General features: G+C 49.4%; 15 protein-coding genes. 7 read left to right on the forward strand and 8 right to left on the reverse strand.

Annotated features, from left to right (window positions below):
• Positions 1 to 29: 29 nt before the first annotated feature.
• The 6 genes from coaE to nadC all read right to left on the reverse strand — a co-directional run bounded on the left by coaE (position 30) and on the right by nadC (position 6,134).
• Positions 30 to 638: a dephospho-CoA kinase gene (gene coaE, locus EPB59_RS01430; protein WP_195707027.1), complete on the reverse strand. Its 609-nt coding sequence runs from the start codon at positions 636 to 638 to the stop codon at positions 30 to 32.
• Complete coding sequence (locus tag EPB59_RS01435) at positions 635 to 1,510, reverse strand: prepilin peptidase (RefSeq protein WP_154171384.1); 876 nt, start codon at positions 1,508 to 1,510, stop codon at positions 635 to 637. Before EPB59_RS01435 ends, coaE begins: the two co-directional genes overlap by 4 nt.
• 57 nt (positions 1,511 to 1,567) lie before the next feature.
• Complete coding sequence (locus EPB59_RS01440) at positions 1,568 to 2,794, reverse strand: type II secretion system F family protein (protein ID WP_055051503.1); 1,227 nt, start codon at positions 2,792 to 2,794, stop codon at positions 1,568 to 1,570.
• A 53-nt stretch (positions 2,795 to 2,847) separates the two neighbouring features.
• Positions 2,848 to 4,536, reverse strand: coding sequence for a type IV-A pilus assembly ATPase PilB (gene pilB / locus EPB59_RS01445; RefSeq protein ID WP_154171385.1), 1,689 nt, complete (start codon positions 4,534 to 4,536; stop codon positions 2,848 to 2,850).
• A gap of 7 nt (positions 4,537 to 4,543) precedes the next feature.
• The gene (locus EPB59_RS01450; RefSeq protein ID WP_154171386.1) at positions 4,544 to 4,999 is read right to left on the reverse strand and encodes a pilin; all 456 of its coding nucleotides are present in this window, start codon (positions 4,997 to 4,999) and stop codon (positions 4,544 to 4,546) included.
• Between the two features lie 244 nt (positions 5,000 to 5,243).
• The gene (gene nadC, locus EPB59_RS01455; RefSeq protein ID WP_055065163.1) at positions 5,244 to 6,134 is read right to left on the reverse strand and encodes a carboxylating nicotinate-nucleotide diphosphorylase; all 891 of its coding nucleotides are present in this window, start codon (positions 6,132 to 6,134) and stop codon (positions 5,244 to 5,246) included.
• A 287-nt stretch (positions 6,135 to 6,421) separates the two neighbouring features.
• Here nadC and ampD point away from each other — a divergent pair, with 287 nt between their 5' ends.
• Positions 6,422 to 6,973, forward strand: a complete 552-nt coding sequence (ampD, locus tag EPB59_RS01460) for a 1,6-anhydro-N-acetylmuramyl-L-alanine amidase AmpD (protein WP_154171387.1) — start codon at positions 6,422 to 6,424, stop codon at positions 6,971 to 6,973.
• Between the two features lie 63 nt (positions 6,974 to 7,036).
• Here ampD and fldB read toward each other — a convergent pair whose 3' ends face one another.
• Positions 7,037 to 7,555: a flavodoxin FldB gene (gene fldB / locus EPB59_RS01465; RefSeq protein ID WP_095467139.1), complete on the reverse strand. Its 519-nt coding sequence runs from the start codon at positions 7,553 to 7,555 to the stop codon at positions 7,037 to 7,039.
• Positions 7,556 to 7,722: 167 nt separating this feature from the next.
• Between fldB and xerD the strand changes: the two genes are divergently transcribed.
• The 3 genes from xerD to recJ are packed head-to-tail and all read left to right on the forward strand — an operon-like array spanning position 7,723 to position 11,160.
• Entirely contained in the window at positions 7,723 to 8,601 is an 879-nt protein-coding gene (gene xerD, locus EPB59_RS01470) for a site-specific tyrosine recombinase XerD (protein WP_162231908.1), read from the forward strand.
• A 15-nt stretch (positions 8,602 to 8,616) separates the two neighbouring features.
• A complete protein-coding gene (gene dsbC / locus EPB59_RS01475) occupies positions 8,617 to 9,369 on the forward strand; it encodes a bifunctional protein-disulfide isomerase/oxidoreductase DsbC (RefSeq protein WP_154171389.1) in 753 nt (250 codons plus the stop codon).
• 51 nt (positions 9,370 to 9,420) lie between these two features.
• A complete protein-coding gene (gene recJ, locus EPB59_RS01480) occupies positions 9,421 to 11,160 on the forward strand; it encodes a single-stranded-DNA-specific exonuclease RecJ (RefSeq protein WP_154171390.1) in 1,740 nt (579 codons plus the stop codon).
• 44 nt (positions 11,161 to 11,204) lie between these two features.
• Here recJ and EPB59_RS01485 read toward each other — a convergent pair whose 3' ends face one another.
• Positions 11,205 to 13,109: a bifunctional metallophosphatase/5'-nucleotidase gene (locus tag EPB59_RS01485; RefSeq protein WP_154171391.1), complete on the reverse strand. Its 1,905-nt coding sequence runs from the start codon at positions 13,107 to 13,109 to the stop codon at positions 11,205 to 11,207.
• Between the two features lie 457 nt (positions 13,110 to 13,566).
• Between EPB59_RS01485 and pdhR the strand changes: the two genes are divergently transcribed.
• The 3 genes from pdhR to aceF are packed head-to-tail and all read left to right on the forward strand — an operon-like array spanning position 13,567 to position 18,952.
• The gene (gene pdhR, locus EPB59_RS01490) at positions 13,567 to 14,337 is read left to right on the forward strand and encodes a pyruvate dehydrogenase complex transcriptional repressor PdhR (RefSeq protein WP_000331318.1); all 771 of its coding nucleotides are present in this window, start codon (positions 13,567 to 13,569) and stop codon (positions 14,335 to 14,337) included.
• Positions 14,338 to 14,386: 49 nt separating this feature from the next.
• Positions 14,387 to 17,047 carry a pyruvate dehydrogenase (acetyl-transferring), homodimeric type gene (aceE, locus tag EPB59_RS01495; RefSeq protein ID WP_154171392.1) on the forward strand — a complete coding sequence of 887 codons (2,661 nt, stop codon included), beginning with the start codon at positions 14,387 to 14,389 and terminating at the stop codon, positions 17,045 to 17,047.
• 18 nt (positions 17,048 to 17,065) lie between these two features.
• On the forward strand, positions 17,066 to 18,952 hold the full coding sequence (aceF, locus tag EPB59_RS01500; RefSeq protein WP_000963633.1) for a pyruvate dehydrogenase complex dihydrolipoyllysine-residue acetyltransferase: 1,887 nt from the start codon (positions 17,066 to 17,068) through the stop codon (positions 18,950 to 18,952).
• The last annotated feature ends 221 nt before the right edge of the window (positions 18,953 to 19,173 follow it).

The raw sequence follows: 19,173 nt of genomic DNA on the forward strand, positions 1-19,173 counted from the left end.
AGCTAGCCTTGGATTCTTTGCACTTATTCTCACAAATTTTGCCCGCTCATGGCTAGATACTTTTGGTGCAATAGTGTGATTTGAGGCAAAAGTTTCTGGTTTTCTGCGTCATTTTTGAGCACATCATCAGCAATCGCCAAACGTTGTGCGCGTGAGGCTTGCGCAGCAAGGATGGCTAGCGCTTGTTCGCGTGAAACATTATCGCGCGCCATGGTGCGCTCAATTTGTACTTGTTCATCGACATCGACCACTAACACGCGATCGGCCATACCCTGCAGTTGGTTTTCCACTAACAGTGGCACAATCAGCAGGCTGTAAGGTGATATGGTTTGGGTTAGCGCATGTTGCATTCGTTGGCGGATCATCGGATGCAGTAGCTGGTTGATCCATGCTTTCTCATCAGGTTTGGCAAAGATGCGTTCACGCAGCACGGCGCGATTGAGTGAGCCATCAGGGTGCAAGATGGTTTGCCCAAAATGGGCAGCAATCGCTTTTAATCCTTCGGTTTCCGGTTCAACCACTTCACGCGCGATCACATCGGCATCGACCAGATCAATGCCAAACTGAGCATGAAACAGATTAGCGACCGTGGTTTTGCCACTGGCGATGCCACCGGTCAATGCCACAACAAAACTCATAGCGGTTGTCCTACCCAAACGGTGAAGTACCAATCAATTACCTTATCGCCCCACAGTAAGGCAAACCATCCGGCGATGGCGAGATAAGGGCCAAACGGAAAGGCCATATCGATACCTTTTTTCTGCTGGCGCAGTTGGATTAAACCGAAAATAACCCCGACTACGGATGAGAGCAGCACGATGACTGGCAACTGCTGCCAACCCAGCCAAGCGCCGAGTGCGGCGAGCAATTTGAAATCGCCATAGCCCATGCCTTCTTTGCCAGTCAGCAGTTTAAATAGCCAATAAATCGACCACAGCGAGAGATAACCCACCATGGCTCCGATCACCGCATCACTCAGTGAAACGGGAGAAAAGCCAAGCAGTGCCAGCGCAATACCGCCCCACATTAAGGGTAATGTTAATTGGTCGGGCAGCAACAGGGTATCGAAGTCGATGAAGGTTGCCGCAATCAACACATAGCTGAAAAACAGCAGCGCCACGGCAAATACACCGAATGGAAAGTGAGTGGCAATCACCAAGCTCATGAGGGCAGTAAGTAGCTCAATGAAGGGGTAGCGAGCGCTGATCGGCGCTTTACAGTGTGAGCATTTGCCGCGCAGCGCCAGCCAACTGACTACCGGAATATTATCAATCACTCGAATCGGTGTTTGGCAGTGTGGGCAAGTGGAACGCGGCAAACTGAGGGTCAGTTTACCCTCTGGTGGCGTGATGCCATATTCAGGAAAACTTGCCGCACATTCGGCGCGCCATTCACGCTCCATGATTTTGGGTAAGCGATAGATCACCACATTGAGAAAGCTGCCGACAATCAAGCCAAACAGCGTGGCGAGCACCGGAAACAGCCAAGGGTAGAAGTAAAACAGTTCCATTCTCTTGCTCTAAGCGAAATGAGGGCGCGCTCAATGGGCACGCCGTTTGTCGCCATACTAACCCAATACACTCATTAAGTTAAAGATAGGTAAGTACATCGCTACTACCAAGCCACCCACGACTGTCCCAAGAAAGACGATGATCAGTGGTTCAAGAATCTTGCCCAAGTTATCGACCGTGTTATCGACTTCAAATTCATAGATGGTCGCCACCTTGTTGAGCATGTCATCTAATTGCCCAGACTCTTCACCGATCATCACCATTTGCAGCACCATCTCAGGGAAAGCTTCGGTATTGCGCATGGCAATGTACATCGGCATACCGGCGGCAGTATCACGATGTACTTCATTAATCGCAGTTTCAAAGTGCACATTGCCGGAAGTTTTGGCAGTGGTTTTTAAACTGGCGAGGATCGGAATCCCCGCTGCAAAGCTGGTGGCAAGCGTGCGGCTGAATTTGGCGATGGACGCTTTAGCGAGCACATTGCCAATAATCGGAAATTTCAGCCCCAAGCGACTGGTTTTTAATCGGATCTGTAACGAGTTTTTGCGCAGGGTTTTTAGTCCAAACAGTGCTGCACCGAGAGCGATCAACACCCATAAACTATAAGCCTGCACCCAGTGTGAGAGTTTCAGCACTTGCTGTGTAAACCAAGGCAGCTCGGCGCCAAAGCCTTTAAACATGCTTTCAAACTCTGGGATCACCATGGTCAACATCAAGTAGGAAACCCCAAGAGCCACCAACACCACCATACTCGGGTAGATGAGAGCTTTGATCACTTTGGCGCGTAGCTGTTCGCTTTTCTCGCGATAGGTGGCCAAACGTTCAAACACTTCAGGTAGGTTACCGGACATCTCTCCAGTTTCCACTAAGTCGACATACAAGGTATCAAAATGGGCGCTGGCAGTGCGCATCGCCTTAGAAAGCGGCGTGCCTGCTTCAACGCCTTTGGTGATTTGTGCCAAGATCGATTTCATTTCAGCTTTGCGATGATTATCGCCCACCAGTTTGAGGGCTTGCACAATGGGTACGCCCGTGGTCAGCATGGTGGCTAATTGGCGGGTGAGAATTGTGATGTCTTTCGTTTTGACACGATGGGTAATGCGAGAGAGGAGAGAAACGCTGCCTTTCTTGAGTTTTTTGATTTGGATATGCTGCTCTTTGAGCTTATCGCGAACCTCCAATTCGTTTAAGGCAAGCATTTGGCCCGACACTTTTTTGCCGTTGCTGTTGATGCCTCTCCAGCGATAGTTTTTTAAGGCTACATGTTTGGTTGCTTTCATGTTTCGGCTCGCCATGTCATGGGTAGAGTTACAAGGTATAAAAAATGAAACGGTTAAAAATAGAGCACACGTTGTAGCTCGGCAAAGCTGGTGATGCCCTCACGTAGTTTTTCTAAGCCGGATTCTTGCAAGCTTTGCATGCCATTGGTTTTAGCTAAACGTTCAATTTGGTGAATGGTGGCACGTTGCATAATGGCTTCTGCCAGCTCGGTATTAAACGCCATCACTTCATAGATCCCAACGCGCCCTGAATAGCCGCCCGTACACTCGTTACACCCCGCCGCATTGGCTTCATACAAGATTTCATTGGGCTGAAACGCAAATTGGCTTTGCAATAGGGCGGAAGGGCGCACCGAGATTTTGCAATGTTTACATAGGCGGCGCGCGAGGCGTTGGGCGATGATTAAACTGAGTGATGACGCGAGGTTAAACGGCTCCACCCCCATATTGGCCAAACGAATCACGGTTTCAGCGGCCGAGTTGGTGTGGAGGGTGGAAAGCACCAAGTGGCCGGTTTGCGCGGCTTTTACCGCGATTTCGGCGGTTTCCAGATCGCGTATTTCGCCGACCATCACCACATCAGGGTCTTGGCGCAGAAACGAGCGTAGCGCTTCGGCAAAGCCAAAGCCGATTTTCGGCTGCACTTGCACTTGGTTAATCCCAGAGAGGTTAATTTCTACCGGATCTTCCGCAGTGGAGATATTGATCTGTGACGTGTTGAGAATGCGCAGCCCTGTATAGAGCGAAACGGTTTTACCGCTGCCGGTGGGGCCGGTCATCAAGATCATTCCTTGCGGTCTTTTAAGAGCATTGAGGTAGAGCTGTTTTTGCTGCGGGTTATAACCGAGCTTATCAATATCCAGATTGGCGGCGCTACTATCGAGCAGACGCAGAACGATTTTTTCACCCCATAAAGTGGGAAGCGTGGAAACGCGCATATCAATCGCGGTATCGCGGCTCAGGCGCAGTTTAATTCGCCCATCTTGCGGCAAGCGGCGCTCGGCAATATCTAATTTGGAGAGAATTTTAATCCGCGCGGCTAAACGGCGGCTTAAATGGCTGGCGGGTTGCTGAGTTTCCACCAAGATCCCATCGCAGCGCAGGCGGATCCGATACTGGCTTTCATAAGGCTCAAAATGAATATCCGAGGCACCTTTACGCACCGCATCGAGCAGCACTTGGTTGATAAAGCGACTGACGGGGGACTCATCTTGGCTGAGATCTTCGATCGATTGCAGCTCGTCATCGCCGACTTTAACCAGGTTGGCGAGCTCATCTTGGCTGATCTCTTTGCCTTGATTGGCGGCGCCTTGAATCGAGCGGCCATACAAACGGCGAATCGCGGCTTGCAGCGCGCGGTGATCGGCCAGTGCCAGTTCAACTTGTAGCCCAGTGGCAAAGCGAAACTCTTCTTCGGCTTGCAGTAAGGTCGGGTCTGAGACGGCGAGCAGTAATAAAGTGCCTTGCTTGGCAATCGGCAGTGCATCGTAGCGGGTAATCAGTTCACGCAGCCCGAGCTGTTGGCACAGGGGGGCGTAGTCGTAGCGGCTAAGATCGGTTTCCGGCAAGCCGAAAATATGGCTCAGTTGTTCAGTCAGTTCTTGGGCGTGAAAAATCCCTAAACCAAGCAGCGCTTCGGGCACCGAAGTCCCCGAAGCGCTAACCTGTATAACCACCGCTTGTTCTTGCGTTGCGCTGATTAACTCAGCCTGACGCAAGATAGCAACAAGGTTGGTGAGCATTTAGTGATTATTTACAGTTTTTAGGTAATAGTTCAGTATCTAACTTTTTGCTACCTTCAGTTGAACATTTCCATGCACCTGTAGACGCTGTTCGTGTCAAGGTTAAATTTGTTCCTGCTGTCAAACTGCTAGCACCACTAGCTACAGAAGTAAAAGTAAATGCGATTGTTCCACCATCATTTGTAGGTGACGCAGGGAATACAGCAACACCTAAAGGCATTGTAGGAACACCTAGCTTGGTTTCATCACCTGCTTTGGGGAAAATACCATTTTCAACAGTATATGCCTCTACGTTGGTCTTGCTGCCAGTCAGTGTTGCTAAAACAGAGGCGATTTCACTTTTAGCAACATATTTCTGGTATTGGGGCATTGCAATCGCTGCCAACACACCAATTACAGCCACCACAATCATTAATTCAATTAAGGTAAAACCTTTCTGTTGTTTGTTTTTATACGCTTTCATGATTCCCTCCGTAGGTCTTTGCGTATTAAGCGCAATGAGCATAAGCAGTGTGCTGCAAAGGGGGAATGCCGTTGAAAGGAGGCTGCGAGGCAAATATGGATTTAACCAACTGATTTGCATAGTGAATACAAAATATTACGAGTCAGTTAAAAAAGGTGGGTTGATCATCTGAAAATAAAGAACAAAACAGGAAGCGTCTCGCTTCCTGTTAACTATTTGAAATATTTGAAGTTAGCCTCAAGGGTTACGACTTAAAACGCATCGACAAATCAAGGGCTTTGAGGTGTTTGGTCAGTGCGCCGACCGAGATGTAATCCACCCCCGTCTCTGCGCACTCTTTCAGGTTATCCAGCGTGATATTGCCGGAGTTCTCCAGCGCGGCGCGCCCGGCGTTAATCTTTACTGCCTCACGCATCATCTCAAGACTAAAGTTATCGAGCATAATGATGTCGGCACCGGCGCTGATCGCCTCTTCCAATTCGGCCAAGGTTTCGGTTTCCACTTCGACGGGTTTACCCGGATTGAGCTGCTTGGCGGTGGTAATGGCCTGACGGATCCCACCACAAGCAATAATGTGGTTTTCTTTGATGAGGTAAGCATCAAACACGCCGATACGGTGATTATAACCGCCGCCACAAGCCACTGCGTATTTCAGTGCGCTGCGCAGGCCGGGAATGGTTTTACGAGTATCGAGCAAACGGCACTGAGTGCCTTTGAGCTCTTGCACATAACGCGCTGTAGCCGTGGCGCAACCGGAAAGGGTTTGGATAAAGTTCATTGCGTTACGCTCACCGGTGAGCAGAATACGCGCAGGCCCGGTTAAGGTACACAAGGTTTGGTTGGGCGTGAGGGTATCACCATCTTGCACATGCCACTCAATGGTGACTTGGCCGCCGAGCTGTTTAAACACTTCATCCGCCCACAACTGGCCACAAAACACGCCCGCTTCACGAGTGATGATGGTTGCTGTATTGATGCGATCGGCGGGGATGAGGCTAGCCGTGATGTCCGCGGCTGGATCGAGCGTTCCCCCTAAGTCTTCTTTTAATGTGTCGATCACGCTGCGAGTAATATCGGCAGGCAGTTGCTGTTTCAGGTACGCAAGGCGATCCTGACTGTTGTGAGTTTCTTTCATCGCAAGTCGAATTTCCGTGTTAAACATAACCGCGCCATGATACTGACTGTTGCCTAAGAATTCAGCCTCTAATCTCGCATTTCGCTGTTAGCTAGGTAAAATCAGCGTCATTCAAGTATCCGTTTCTCATTGAAGTTGCCGCGGTGTTGGTTAGGTTTTTTCATGATCATCGCGTTGGTCGATGTTGGAGATAAACCCACTGTCAGCTACCTGCAACTCTCCGTTGTTTGAGGATATATAGACGAATAAGGTGGCCATTTGATGAAAGCCCAAGGCAAGGAGAAGAAATGATTGATAGCCAAGGTTGGTACAGCCATGCCAGAAAAGTCCCTTCTCCGCATTGTGATGCACGCAGTGATCGGGAAGATGTTTCATTGTTGGTGGTGCACAACATCAGTTTGCCCCCCGGCCAGTTTGGTGGGCCGTATATTGAGCAGTTTTTCCTTGGCCAGTTGGACGCTCATCAGCATCCGTTTTTTAAGGTGATCGCCAAGATGCGCGTCTCGGCGCATTGTGTGATCCGCCGTGATGGTGAAGTGGTGCAATTTGTGCCGTTTCATCTGCGCGCGTGGCACGCAGGTGTTTCTTCGTTTGCGGGACGGGCAAAGTGTAACGATTATTCGATTGGCATTGAGCTAGAGGGGAGCGATTTTGTGCCGTATACCGATGCGCAATATCAGGCGTTGACTGAGCTGACCCAAGCTTTGATGGTGCATTACCCGCACATCACTTTACCGCGCATTACGGGGCATCAGTATATTGCGCCGCTGCGTAAAACCGACCCTGGTTTGGTGTTTGACTGGCGACGTTTTCGGGCGGCGTTGCAGCCAGAGGCTTAGAACCCGACTGAATTCCCTCCCTTGGTAAGGGAGGGGCAAAAGATGCGGCGATGACGAATGCTCTTAAATCGCGTCGTGATACTCGGTTAGCACTTGCTCAATCCAAGTGGCGATGCGTTCATCACTCAAGTCATATTGCGAATCTTCATCCAGCGCGAGGCCGACAAAATGGCTGCCATCTTCGGTCAGTGCTTTAGAAGCCTCAAACTCATAGCCTTGATTTGGCCAGTAGCCAATCATGTTAGCTCCGCTCTTCTTGATCTGGTCGTGCAGCAGCCCCATCGCATCCAGATACCATTCGCCATAACCTTCTTGATCGCCTAAGCCGAATAACGCGACGTACTTGTTTTTTAGCGACACGCCATCGATGTGATCCCATACTGCACTCCAGTCTTCTTGAATTTCACCGAAATCCCACGTTGAAATGCCCAGCAGTAAAAGGTCGTAATCACTCATTAAAGTGAGGGGGGATTCTTTTACGTTGTGGATGTCCACCAACTCTTCACCAAGAATGGCGCGAATTTTCTCCGCGGTCATTTCGGTATAGCAGGTGCTTGAGCCATAAAATAGACCAATCTTCATTAATTATTTGTATCTGTCTGCGAAGGAATAGCAAATTCTAACCATAAAAATGGCCGGAATGCAGCCAATATCCTGCATCACTGGCTTTTTTATGCTATTAAACGCGCTGTAATGAGATAGCAAAAGCTGAGGATGCGGTGAGCGACGCCTTTTCTCCCGATCAAGGGTTGGTAGAACAATTTTTAGATACGATGTGGTTAGAACGCGGCTTGGCCGAAAATACCGTGGCTTCGTATCGTAATGATTTAAGTAAACTATTGGAGTGGATGGAACAGCGTAACTATCGGCTGGATTTTATTAGTTTCTCGGGTTTACAGGAGTACCAAAGCTGGCTGTCGGAGCAAAATTATAAGCCGACGTCGAAAGCGCGTATGCTCTCGGCAATTCGTCGTTTGTTTCAGTATTTACATCGCGAGAAAGTGCGCGCTGATGATCCTAGCGCACTGTTGATTAGCCCTAAATTACCTATCCGGCTGCCGAAAGATTTGAGTGAAGCGCAAGTCGATGCTTTACTCAATGCGCCCGACCCACAAACGCCAATTGAGCTGCGCGATAAAGCCATGCTCGAACTGCTGTATGCCACGGGGTTACGGGTGACTGAACTCGTATCGCTGACCATGGAAAACATGAGTTTACGCCAAGGCGTCGTGCGGGTGATTGGTAAGGGCGGCAAAGAGCGGTTAGTTCCAATGGGTGAAAATGCTGTTGAATGGATTGAAACTTTTTTGCAGCAGGGACGGTCTTTACTTCTGGGGGAGCAAACGTCGGATATCGTTTTCCCCAGCAGCCGAGGGCAACAAATGACTCGGCAAACTTTCTGGCATCGTATTAAGCACTATGCGGTGATTGCGGGCATTGATGTGGAAAAACTCTCACCACACGTACTGCGTCATGCGTTTGCCACTCACTTGCTCAACTACGGGGCGGATTTGCGCGTGGTGCAGATGCTGCTTGGGCATAGTGATTTATCGACCACACAAATTTATACTCATGTCGCGACTGAGCGACTTAAACAACTCCACAATGAGCACCATCCAAGGGCTTGAAAAAAGGTGATTTTCATGAGCGTATTGCGCCGATTAACATGGCTGGCATTTCCTTTACTGAGTATGGCATTCAACGTGAATGCGACCAGTGCGCCAGTCCAATTCAATAAAGCCGAACTTGAGCAGCGCTTTGCCAAACTGGGATTACAGATTCAAGACATCAAACCTGCGGATATTGATGGTTTGCTCGAAGTACAAACCTCAGGCGGTATCCTTTTTTCTTCGCCCAATGGTGAACATTTTATCGCGGGGACGCTTTACGCACTGGATGCGAATGGCGGCTACGTCGATGTTGTGGCTCAACGCCAAGCACCATTGAATGCGAAGAAGTTGGCCGCGTTGCAAGACACTATGATTGAGTACAAAGCGCCGAATGAAAAATACGCAATCACCGTGTTTACCGATATCACGTGTGGTTACTGTGTGCGGCTGCACAGCCAACTCAAAGAATACAATGACTTAGGCATTACCGTGCGCTATTTGGCTTACCCACGCCAAGGGCCTAAAGGCCAAGTGGCGGATCAGATGGCGGCCATTTGGTGTTCTAACGATCCAAAAGCGGCGATGCACGATGCGAAAACCAATCGTAAAACCATCACGGCCGATAAAGATATTGCTCAGTGCCAGCAGACGATTGAACAGCACTACATGCTAGGCCATGAGCTCGGCATTAGCGGCACTCCGGCGATCTTCCTGCCGAATGGCGAGATGGTTGGCGGTTACTTGCCAGCGCCACAACTACTGCAACGCTTGCAAGCGACACAATAATCTCCAACCGATTAAGGAATCAGGCCAAAGGTAACTTTGGCCTGTCACAGCATGATAGAAATCCAGCGACGCCCAGACCCCGATCTTTCACTTCTTCCTGACCATATCGACCCGCTATTGCGCAGGCTTTACCTCAACCGTGGTGTGCGTGATATCGCGCAGCTCGAAAAAGCCGCCAAAGCACTGCATTCCTTTAAGCAACTGCATGGGATTGAACGCGCGGTCGAATTGCTGTTTGCAGCGATTGCCGAGCAAAAACGCATCATAGTGGTGGGGGATTTTGATGCCGATGGGGCAACCAGTTCGGCACTTTCCGTGCTCGCGCTGCGTATGCTCGGTAGCCACAATGTGGATTACTTAGTGCCAAACCGTTTTGAAGATGGTTATGGCCTGAGCCCTGAAGTGGTGGATCAAGCGATTGAGCGTGGCGCAGAGATGATCATGACCGTGGATAACGGTGTTTCTTCGCTGGAAGGTGTGCGTTACGCCAAGCAGAAAGGCTTGCAAGTGTTGGTCACCGATCACCATCTACCGGGGCAGCAATTGCCAGAGGTAGATGCGATGGTGAACCCGAACTTGCAGCAGTGTGCTTTCCCTTCTAAGGCGCTCGCAGGGGTAGGGGTTGCTTTCTATTTGATGATGGCGCTTTGTGTGCACATGCGTCAGCAAGGTTGGTTTGCAGCGCAAGGTATAGCTGAACCGAAATTGATGGAGTTGATTGATTTAGTGGCGCTTGGCACCGTTGCCGATGTGGTACCGCTGGATGACAACAACCGTATTTTGGTGCATCAAGGTTTGCAGCGTATTCGTGCGGGTTTAGCGCGTCCCGGCATTCAAGCACTGATTGAAGTGGCTAAGCGCGATGCGCGCCGTTTGGTCGCCGCTGATTTTGGCTTTGCGCTTGGGCCACGGATTAACGCCGCAGGGCGTTTGGATGATATGTCGTTCGGCGTTGAACTTTTGCTGTGTAATAACATTCATGCGGCGCGGCGTATGGCGAGTGAGCTAGACGGCCTCAATCAAACCCGAAAAGAGATTGAAGAGGGGATGAAGCAAGAGGCGGTGGCATTTTGTGAGCGCTTGCAACTGAGCGATGATCGCGAGCTGCCTTACGGTTTAGTGCTGTTTCAGCGCGATTGGCACCAAGGGGTGATCGGCATTCTGGCTTCGCGCATCAAAGAGAAATATCACCGCCCCGTGATTGCGTTTGCCGAAGGTGGCGATAGCAAGCTGAAAGGTTCATGTCGCTCGGTTCCCGGTCTGCATATGCGTGATGCGTTGGATAAAATTGATACGCAAAATCCGGGCATCATTCTCAAGTTTGGTGGCCACGCGATGGCGGCGGGTTTGACCATTGAAGAGCGGAATTTTGAGGGTTTTTGCCGACTGTTTGACAATGTAGTGCGTGAAGAGCTCGATGAAGCGGCGCTCAAAGGTATTATCCTCAGTGATGGCGAACTGAAACCGGAAGAGTTTTCGCTGCATACTGCCGAATTACTGCGTGCCGGTGGCCCATGGGGACAAGCGTTTCCTGAACCCCTATTTGATGGTGAATTTAAAGTGCTGCACCAAAAACTGGTTGGCGAAAAACACCTCAAACTGATGCTTGAACCGCTGTATAAAGGCTTTCCGACCAATGTGATGATTGATGGAATTGCGTTTAACGTCGATCTACGCCGCTGGCCGGATGCTTCGGTAAAAACGGTACGCTTGGCGTACAAGCTGGACATCAATGAGTTTCGCGGCAATCAGTCATTACAACTCATGATTGATCATCTAGAAGCGAAATGATTGAAAACAACGCCCTCTCTCATAAAAAGAGGGCGTTTTCGTTATTAAGGATTAAGCGCTTCCAACAAAATTAGCTCACGTTTGAGAGTGGCTTTTTCGTCACTTGGCGCAGTTTCCAAGCGCGATAAACGCTGCATGATCGCCGCATTTTTTGCTGCTGAATCTTCTAAAATCAGGTCTTGGACATTAATCGATTCAATATTGGTGTAACGGCCATCGGCACTGGTTGGAACATCAATTTTGCCACTGTTAATCAGCTCTTTAACGATCTCCCGTTCCTTCTCAAATCCTTCTAAGCCAGACAGTTTCCAGCGTTGCATCGCTTTCCCTTCATACTTACCTTGCTTTTGCTCGGTCAGGTAACGAATGGTGAGATTGCGAATCGTGCCTTGTTCTTCACCATATTCGGCTTCGGTATCAAACAATACTGGGAATTGTTGTCCTTCTAATACGCCACCTTTCTTGGTGAGATGCCCCATACGGTAGCTATTCATGCCTAGACGAATTTCACTGTTATCCGTTACTGGTGTGCCATCGGCAAATTTCAAATCAGTAATACGTTCACCGGCTGGTTGAGTGAGATCGATGGTGTAAGTTACGCCTGCAAAGAAATCGTTGGTGGAGTATTTTGAGGCTCGGCGTTCAGGGTTAAAGCTGTATGTGACATCCCCCGGTTTGACTGAGTTGAAATAGCCCGCTGACCATTCCATATATTGCTTCAACTCTTTGCCCGTCATTTGGTAAACCGTGATTTCGCCGCCGGCATATTGGTAGTTGTAGGCGATGTCTTTGGCCTTGATCGGCCCTACATCTAACTTGGCATTATCGTTATCAATTTGTAGCGCAATCACATTGGCTTTGGGCGCATAGAAGAAGCTCGCTTCTTGGAAGAGCGCGCTGATGCCGGTGTCTTGCACATGCACTTGTGGGATGCCACGAATTTCGTTTTCTGGCACTAAATTCACCCCACTGAGCTGAGCCACTTCGCGGTTTGCCATCTCACGTAAGCGTTTATGGTAAGGCTCGTAGAGCGACTCCATTTTACTGTCAGAGGTAATGTCTTTGATTTTGTAGGTCAGGCTATCTTTGTTGACGAGAGTGAACTTGCCGTTTTGTTCTTCAAATTGCAGATCAATACGCGACAGCGCACGTCCGTATTTATCTGGCTCGGTAATGATCACACCATTCACCACGGCTTTATCAATCCGAGTGTGCATGTGACCTGCCACAATCGCATCCAGTTCTGGGTTGCCGTTGGCAATGTCGGTCACGCCAGTATTGGCGATGTCGTTTTCATTCTCCAGACCCATATGCGCGACTAGGATAATCGCATCTACCTGTGGATCAATTTGCTTGATGACCTTTTGCACTTCAAGGGTAGGGTTAGTAAAGGTCATGCCTTCGAGTCGATTGGTTCCTTCGGCAAACACTTGGGTCATTGGTGTATCCATCCCAATCACCCCGATCTTGATGCCATCACGCTCGATAATGGTGTAGCTAGGGAGAAACGGGTTGCCATCAGCACGTTGGATGTTACCCGCCAGAGATTGCCCTTTGAATTGAGTTAGAGAGCGATTGAGCACCTTGAGGCCAAAATCAAACTCATGGTTACCAAGTACCCAAACGTCGTACTTCATCTCGTTGAAGCCCAACATCATCGGATCGGTCGCTTCCTCTTTGAACGTTTCCACAAAGTTGCCTTGAATGGTGTCGCCCGCATCGACCAGAATCACGTTCGGTTGCTCTTGGCGAATCGTTTTTACCTGAGTGGCAATTTGGCTCAGGCTGCCGCTCATCTCTTTTTTATCCGCTGCATAATCCCACGGCATGAAATGACCATGTAGGTCAGAGGTACCCAGAATGGTCACATTATGAATATCGCCATTGGCGGCGAGGGCTGGAAAAGTCAGTGCCAGTGCAATCGCACTGGTGAGAAGTGTTTTTTTCATTGTTCGTCACGTCATTAGTTAAAACCATATGCATAGTAATCAATGGAATCATTACTTAATGTGATAATTGTTGATAAATGACGGAAATGTGAACATTTGTTGCATGAAATTGTGCGAAGTGAGGTGGTTTTTGATGGTGGGTTATCACCAATATTATTTCGCTGTCATCTGGAGGAACAGATTTCTAACTGGTTGATATTCAATCTTGAGCTTCGTTTGAGTTGGTACTTCTAGCCCGCCAATACCCCACCTGTATCTATTTTGTAATTGGTCTGACCAATAATTTTGCTGTTTTAATCAACTATTGTTGCTGGATTGTTAGGGCGTGACCTGTTCTATGATTTAGGTCAATTTTCGGCTGGACACTGGCGTTTTAATTATGTTAATTTCTGCACCAACTTAAAATTGGTATTACCAATTGCCAGCAAGAAGAATAAGAGTAGAAGAACAATAAATTATGGCTTATCAAAGGATCCGTCAGCCAAAGCTCTCCGATGTGATTGAACAAGAACTGGAGAGACTGATAGTGGAAGGAACACTCTCACCCGGTCAGCAACTTCCTCCGGAACGCGAGCTGGCCAAACAGTTTGAAGTGTCTCGCCCCTCGATCAGAGAAGCCATACAACGCTTGGAAGCCAAACGCTTGCTTACCCGCCGTCAAGGTGGTGGTACATTCGTTAGTGACCGAATTTGGCAGAGCTTTTCTGATCCTCTGCTAAATTTATTGTCTAGCCACTCCGAAACTCAACTGGATCTGCTGGAAGCGCGTCATGCGCTGGAAGGTATTTGCGCCTATTTTGCGGCGTTGCGTGGTACCGAAGAAGATTTTGCTCGTATTCAACACTGTGTTACGCGTATCGCGGAGGCTCAGGCATTGAATAATGTGGATGAAGAAGCAGAGCGGGTGATGGCCTTTTTGATTGCCATTACCGAAGCCGCGCACAACGTTGTGTTACTGCACATCGTACGCAGCTTGAGTCCACTGCTTGAGCAGAATATTCGTCAGAATTTTAAACTCTTACATCGCCGCCCTGAAGCGGTAGAGAAAGTAAGCAAACACCGGGCTAACATTGTGGATGCGATTGTTTCGGGTCAGCCGGAAAAGGCACGTGAAATGTCCCATTCTCACTTAGCTTATATCGAAGAAACGTTGTTGGATTTGACTCGTGAACAGACTCGCCGTGAGCGATCTCTGCGTCGAATTCAGCAGGGTAATGAGCCGCAATAGCGGCCATTGCGATTCAACTTAAATCCAACCAACAGAAGGATAGATCGCCATGTCTGACATGAAGCATGACGTAGATGCACTGGAAACTCAGGAGTGGCTTGCTGCCCTTGAATCCGTTGTCCGTGAAGAAGGCGTAGAACGTGCGCAGTACCTGCTTGAGCAAGTGCTAGAAAAAGCGCGTCTGGATGGGGTAGACATGCCAACAGGCGTGACCACTAACTACATCAACACCATTCCTGCGGCACAAGAACCTGCTTACCCAGGTGACACCACGCTCGAACGTCGTATCCGTTCAATCATTCGCTGGAACGCGATCATGATCGTGCTGCGTGCATCGAAAAAAGATTTGGAACTGGGTGGCCACATGGCTTCTTTCCAATCTTCAGCTGCTTTCTACGAAACCTGTTTCAACCACTTCTTCCGTGCTCCAAATGAGCAAGACGGTGGCGACTTGGTTTACTATCAAGGTCACATCTCTCCAGGGATCTACGCGCGTGCTTTCGTTGAAGGCCGTTTGACTGAAGAACAACTGGACAACTTCCGTCAGGAAGTGGATGGCAAAGGCATTCCTTCTTACCCACACCCGAAATTGATGCCTGAATTCTGGCAATTCCCGACCGTATCTATGGGTCTGGGTCCAATTTCTGCAATTTATCAAGCTCGCTTCCTGAAGTATCTGAACGGCCGCGGCCTGAAAGACACCACTGCACAACGCGTATACGCGTTCCTAGGTGACGGTGAGATGGACGAGCCAGAATCACGCGGCGCGATCTCTTTCGCTGCGCGTGAGAAGCTAGATAACCTATGCTTCCTGATCAACTGTAACCTGCAACGTCTGGACGGCCCTGTTATGGGTAACGGCAAGATCATCCAAGAACTGGAAGGTCTGTTCCGTGGCGCTGGCTGGAACGTAGTGAAAGTGATTTGGGGCAACGGCTGGGACAAACTGCTGGCGAAAGATACCACTGGTAAACTGTTGCAACTGATGAACGAAACCATCGACGGCGACTACCAAACGTTCAAAGCTAAAGATGGCGCTTACGTACGTGAGCACTTCTTCGGTAAGTACCCAGAGACAGCAGCATTGGTTGCTGACATGACTGACGATGAGATCTTCGCTCTGAAACGCGGTGGTCACGAGTCATCTAAAGTGTACGCAGCGTACAAAAACGCACAAGAAACCAAAGGCCGTCCAACTGTTATCCTAGCGAAAACGGTTAAAGGTTACGGCATGGGTGATGCAGCAGAAGGTAAGAACATTGCGCACCAAGTGAAGAAGATGGATATGACCCATGTTCTGGCGATGCGTAACCGCCTTGGTCTGCAAGACCTGATTTCAGATGAAGCAGTCAACAACCTGCCTTACCTGAAGCTAGAAGAAGGCTCAAAAGAGTACGAATACCTGCACGCTCGTCGTAAAGCACTGCACGGTTACACACCTCAGCGCCTGCCAAACTTCACTGGTGAGTTCGTTGTGCCGGCTCTGGAAGAGTTCAAGCCACTGCTGGAAGAGCAGAGCCGTGAAATTTCTTCAACTATGGCGTATGTACGTTCACTGAACATCCTGCTGAAAGATAAGAACATTGGTCAAAACATCGTTCCTATCATCGCGGATGAAGCACGTACGTTCGGTATGGAAGGTCTGTTCCGTCAAATCGGTATCTACAACCCACACGGTCAGAACTACACTCCACAAGATCGCGATATCGTTTCTTACTACAAAGAAGCGACTTCAGGTCAGGTACTGCAAGAAGGTATCAACGAGCTGGGGGCAATGTCATCTTGGGTTGCGGCTGCAACGTCATACAGCACCAACAACCTGCCGATGATCCCGTTCTACATCTACTACTCTATGTTCGGTTTCCAACGTGTTGGCGACATGGCGTGGATGGCGGGCGACCAACAAGCGCGTGGCTTCCTACTGGGTGCTACTGCGGGTCGTACCACACTGAACGGTGAAGGCCTACAGCACGAAGATGGTCACTCGCACATTCTTGCGGGCACGGTACCAAACTGTATCTCTTACGACCCAACCTTCGCTTACGAAGTTGCGGTAATCCTGCAAGACGGTATCCGTCGTATGTACGGTGAGCAAGAGAACGTGTTCTACTACCTGACACTGATGAACGAAAGCTACGCTCACCCAGCAATGCCTGCTGGCGCTGAAGAAGGTATCCGCAAAGGTATCTACAAGCTGGAAACTTACGCAGGTAACAAAGCAAAAGTTCAACTGATGAGCTCAGGCACCATCATGAACGAAGTGCGTAAAGCAGCACAAATTCTGAGTGAAGAGTACGGTGTAGCGTCTGACGTTTACTCTGTGACTTCATTCAACGAGCTGGCGCGTGATGGCCAAGCTTGTGATCGTTTCAACATGCTGCACCCAGAAGCAGACGTGAAAGTACCTTACATCGCACAAGTGATGGGTACTGAGCCTGCTATCGCAGCAACTGACTACATGAAGAACTACGCGGATCAAGTACGTGCGTTCATTCCTGCTGAGTCTTACAAAGTGCTGGGTACTGATGGTTTCGGCCGTTCAGACAGCCGTGAAAACCTGCGTCGTCACTTTGAAGTTAATGCTGGTTACGTTGTAGTCGCAGCGCTGAATGAATTGGCTAAACGTGGTGATGTTGAGAAATCTGTGGTTGCAGAAGCAATCAAGAAATTCGACATCGACACTGAAAAAACCAACCCGCTGTACGCTTAATTGAAGGTAGGAAAAGTAATGGCAATCGAAATTTATGTACCTGACATCGGTGCGGATGAGGTTGAAGTCACTGAGATTCTCGTCAAAGTAGGCGACAAAGTGGCTGAAGAGCAATCTCTAATCACGGTTGAAGGCGACAAAGCTTCTATGGAAGTTCCTGCTTCTCAAGCGGGTATCGTTAAAGAGATCAAAGTGGTTGCAGGTGACAAAGTGTCTACTGGCTCTCTGATCATGGTATTTGAAGCGGAAGGTGCAGCAGCGGCTGCACCAGCTCCTGCGCCTCAAGCGGCGGCACCGGTTGCTGCGGCTCCAGCGGCAGCTGCACTGAAAGAAGTGCAAGTACCAGACATTGGCGGTGATGAAGTTGAAGTGACTGAAATCATGGTCAAAGTTGGCGATGTGGTTGCTGAAGAGCAATCTCTGATCACCGTTGAAGGCGACAAAGCGTCAATGGAAGTACCAGCACCTTTCGCCGGTACTGTTAAAGAGATCAAAATCGCAGCTGGCGACAAAGTATCAACGGGTTCACTGATCATGGTGTTTGAAGTAGCAGGCGCTGCGCCAGTTGCAGCACCAGTTCAAGCTGCGGCACCAGCGGCAGCCGCTGCTCCAGCCGTTGCAGCACTGAAAGAAGTTCAAGTACCTGATATCGGCGGTGACGAAGTGACCGTAACTGAAATCATGGTTAACGTGGGCGACAGCATCAGCGAAGAGCAATCACTGATCACAGTAGAAGGCGATAAGGCTTCTATGGAAGTACCAGCACCATTTGCTGGTACTCTAAAAGAGATCAAAGTGGCTGCAGGCGATAAAGTGAAAACTGGCTCGCTGATCATGGTGTTTGAAGTTGCTGGCGCAGCGCCAGTAGCGGCACCTGTTCAAGCTTCTGCACCAGCGGCAGCACCTGCTCAAGCAGCAGCTCCTGCGGCGGCTGCACCAGCAGCAAGTGGCGAATTCCAAGAAAACCATGAGTACTCACACGCTTCTCCAGTAGTGCGTCGTCTGGCTCGTGAGTTTGGCGTTAACCTAGCCAAAGTAAAAGGCTCTGGCCGTAAGAACCGTATCCTGAAAGAAGACGTACAGAGCTACGTGAAAGAAGCGCTGAAACGTCTGGAATCTGGCGCGCAAGCAACCGCTTCAGGCAAAGGTGATGGCGCAGCTCTGGGCTTACTGCCTTGGCCAAAAGTGGACTTCAGCAAGTTCGGTGAAACCGAAGTGCAACCACTGTCTCGCATCAAGAAAATCTCTGGTGCTAACCTGCACCGTAACTGGGTGATGATCCCGCACGTGACCCAATGGGACAATGCAGACATCACTGAGCTAGAGAAATTCCGCCAAGAGCAAAACGCGATGGAAGCGAAGCGCGACACAGGCATGAAGATCACTCCGCTGGTCTTCATCATGAAAGCAGCCGCTAAAGCGCTGGAAGCTTTCCCTGCGTTCAACTCTTCTCTGTCTGACGACGGCGAAAGCTTGATCCTGAAGAAATACGTGAACATCGGTATCGCAGTGGATACACCAAATGGTCTGGTGGTTCCTGTGTTTAAAGATGTGAACAAGAAAGGCATCTACGAGCTGTCAAAAGAGCTGGCTGAAGTATCGAAGAAAGCCCGTGGCGGTAAGCTGACTGCTGCTGACATGCAAGGTGGCTGTTTCACTATCTCTAGCCTAGGCGGCATTGGCGGTACAGCGTTTACCCCAATCGTTAACGCACCAGAAGTTGCTATTCTGGGTGTGTCTAAGTCTGAGATGAAGCCAGTGTGGAACGGCAAAGAGTTCGCGCCACGTCTGCAACTGCCACTGTCACTGTCTTACGATCACCGCGTGATCGACGGTGCAGAAGGTGCACGCTTCATTACTTACCTGAACGAGTGTCTAAGCGACATCCGTCGTCTGGTACTGTAAGCGCATTCTCGGGTGGCGAAAGCCACCCGATTTAATGGTTATCTCCCAATTTGACGTTGAAACCGATTTTTCCGTTGAATTGTTGTCTAGCTCACAGGCTACATGGATTTACTTTTCACACCATTAACATCTCTGTAAACTGTTGCGGTCTGAAAGTAATCGTTTTACATGCTTGATTTGAAACATTCGTTTTTGATTCGTTTGTAAATAAAACAACTAGA

It is taken from the genome of Vibrio metoecus (assembly GCF_009665255.1).
Classification (GTDB): domain Bacteria; phylum Pseudomonadota; class Gammaproteobacteria; order Enterobacterales; family Vibrionaceae; genus Vibrio; species Vibrio metoecus_B.

Coding starts and splice junctions, on each gene's coding strand:
- coaE (WP_195707027.1), bottom strand. CDS start 638: ATGAGTTTTGTTGTGGCATTGACCGGTGGCATCGCCAGTGGCAAAACC.
- EPB59_RS01435 (WP_154171384.1), bottom strand. CDS start 1,510: ATGGAACTGTTTTACTTCTACCCTTGGCTGTTTCCGGTGCTCGCCACG.
- EPB59_RS01440 (WP_055051503.1), bottom strand. CDS start 2,794: ATGAAAGCAACCAAACATGTAGCCTTAAAAAACTATCGCTGGAGAGGC.
- pilB (WP_154171385.1), bottom strand. CDS start 4,536: ATGCTCACCAACCTTGTTGCTATCTTGCGTCAGGCTGAGTTAATCAGC.
- EPB59_RS01450 (WP_154171386.1), bottom strand. CDS start 4,999: ATGAAAGCGTATAAAAACAAACAACAGAAAGGTTTTACCTTAATTGAA.
- nadC (WP_055065163.1), bottom strand. CDS start 6,134: ATGAAAGAAACTCACAACAGTCAGGATCGCCTTGCGTACCTGAAACAG.
- ampD (WP_154171387.1), top strand. CDS start 6,422: ATGATTGATAGCCAAGGTTGGTACAGCCATGCCAGAAAAGTCCCTTCT.
- fldB (WP_095467139.1), bottom strand. CDS start 7,555: ATGAAGATTGGTCTATTTTATGGCTCAAGCACCTGCTATACCGAAATG.
- dsbC (WP_154171389.1), top strand. CDS start 8,617: ATGAGCGTATTGCGCCGATTAACATGGCTGGCATTTCCTTTACTGAGT.
- recJ (WP_154171390.1), top strand. CDS start 9,421: ATGATAGAAATCCAGCGACGCCCAGACCCCGATCTTTCACTTCTTCCT.
- EPB59_RS01485 (WP_154171391.1), bottom strand. CDS start 13,109: ATGAAAAAAACACTTCTCACCAGTGCGATTGCACTGGCACTGACTTTT.
- pdhR (WP_000331318.1), top strand. CDS start 13,567: ATGGCTTATCAAAGGATCCGTCAGCCAAAGCTCTCCGATGTGATTGAA.
- aceE (WP_154171392.1), top strand. CDS start 14,387: ATGTCTGACATGAAGCATGACGTAGATGCACTGGAAACTCAGGAGTGG.
- aceF (WP_000963633.1), top strand. CDS start 17,066: ATGGCAATCGAAATTTATGTACCTGACATCGGTGCGGATGAGGTTGAA.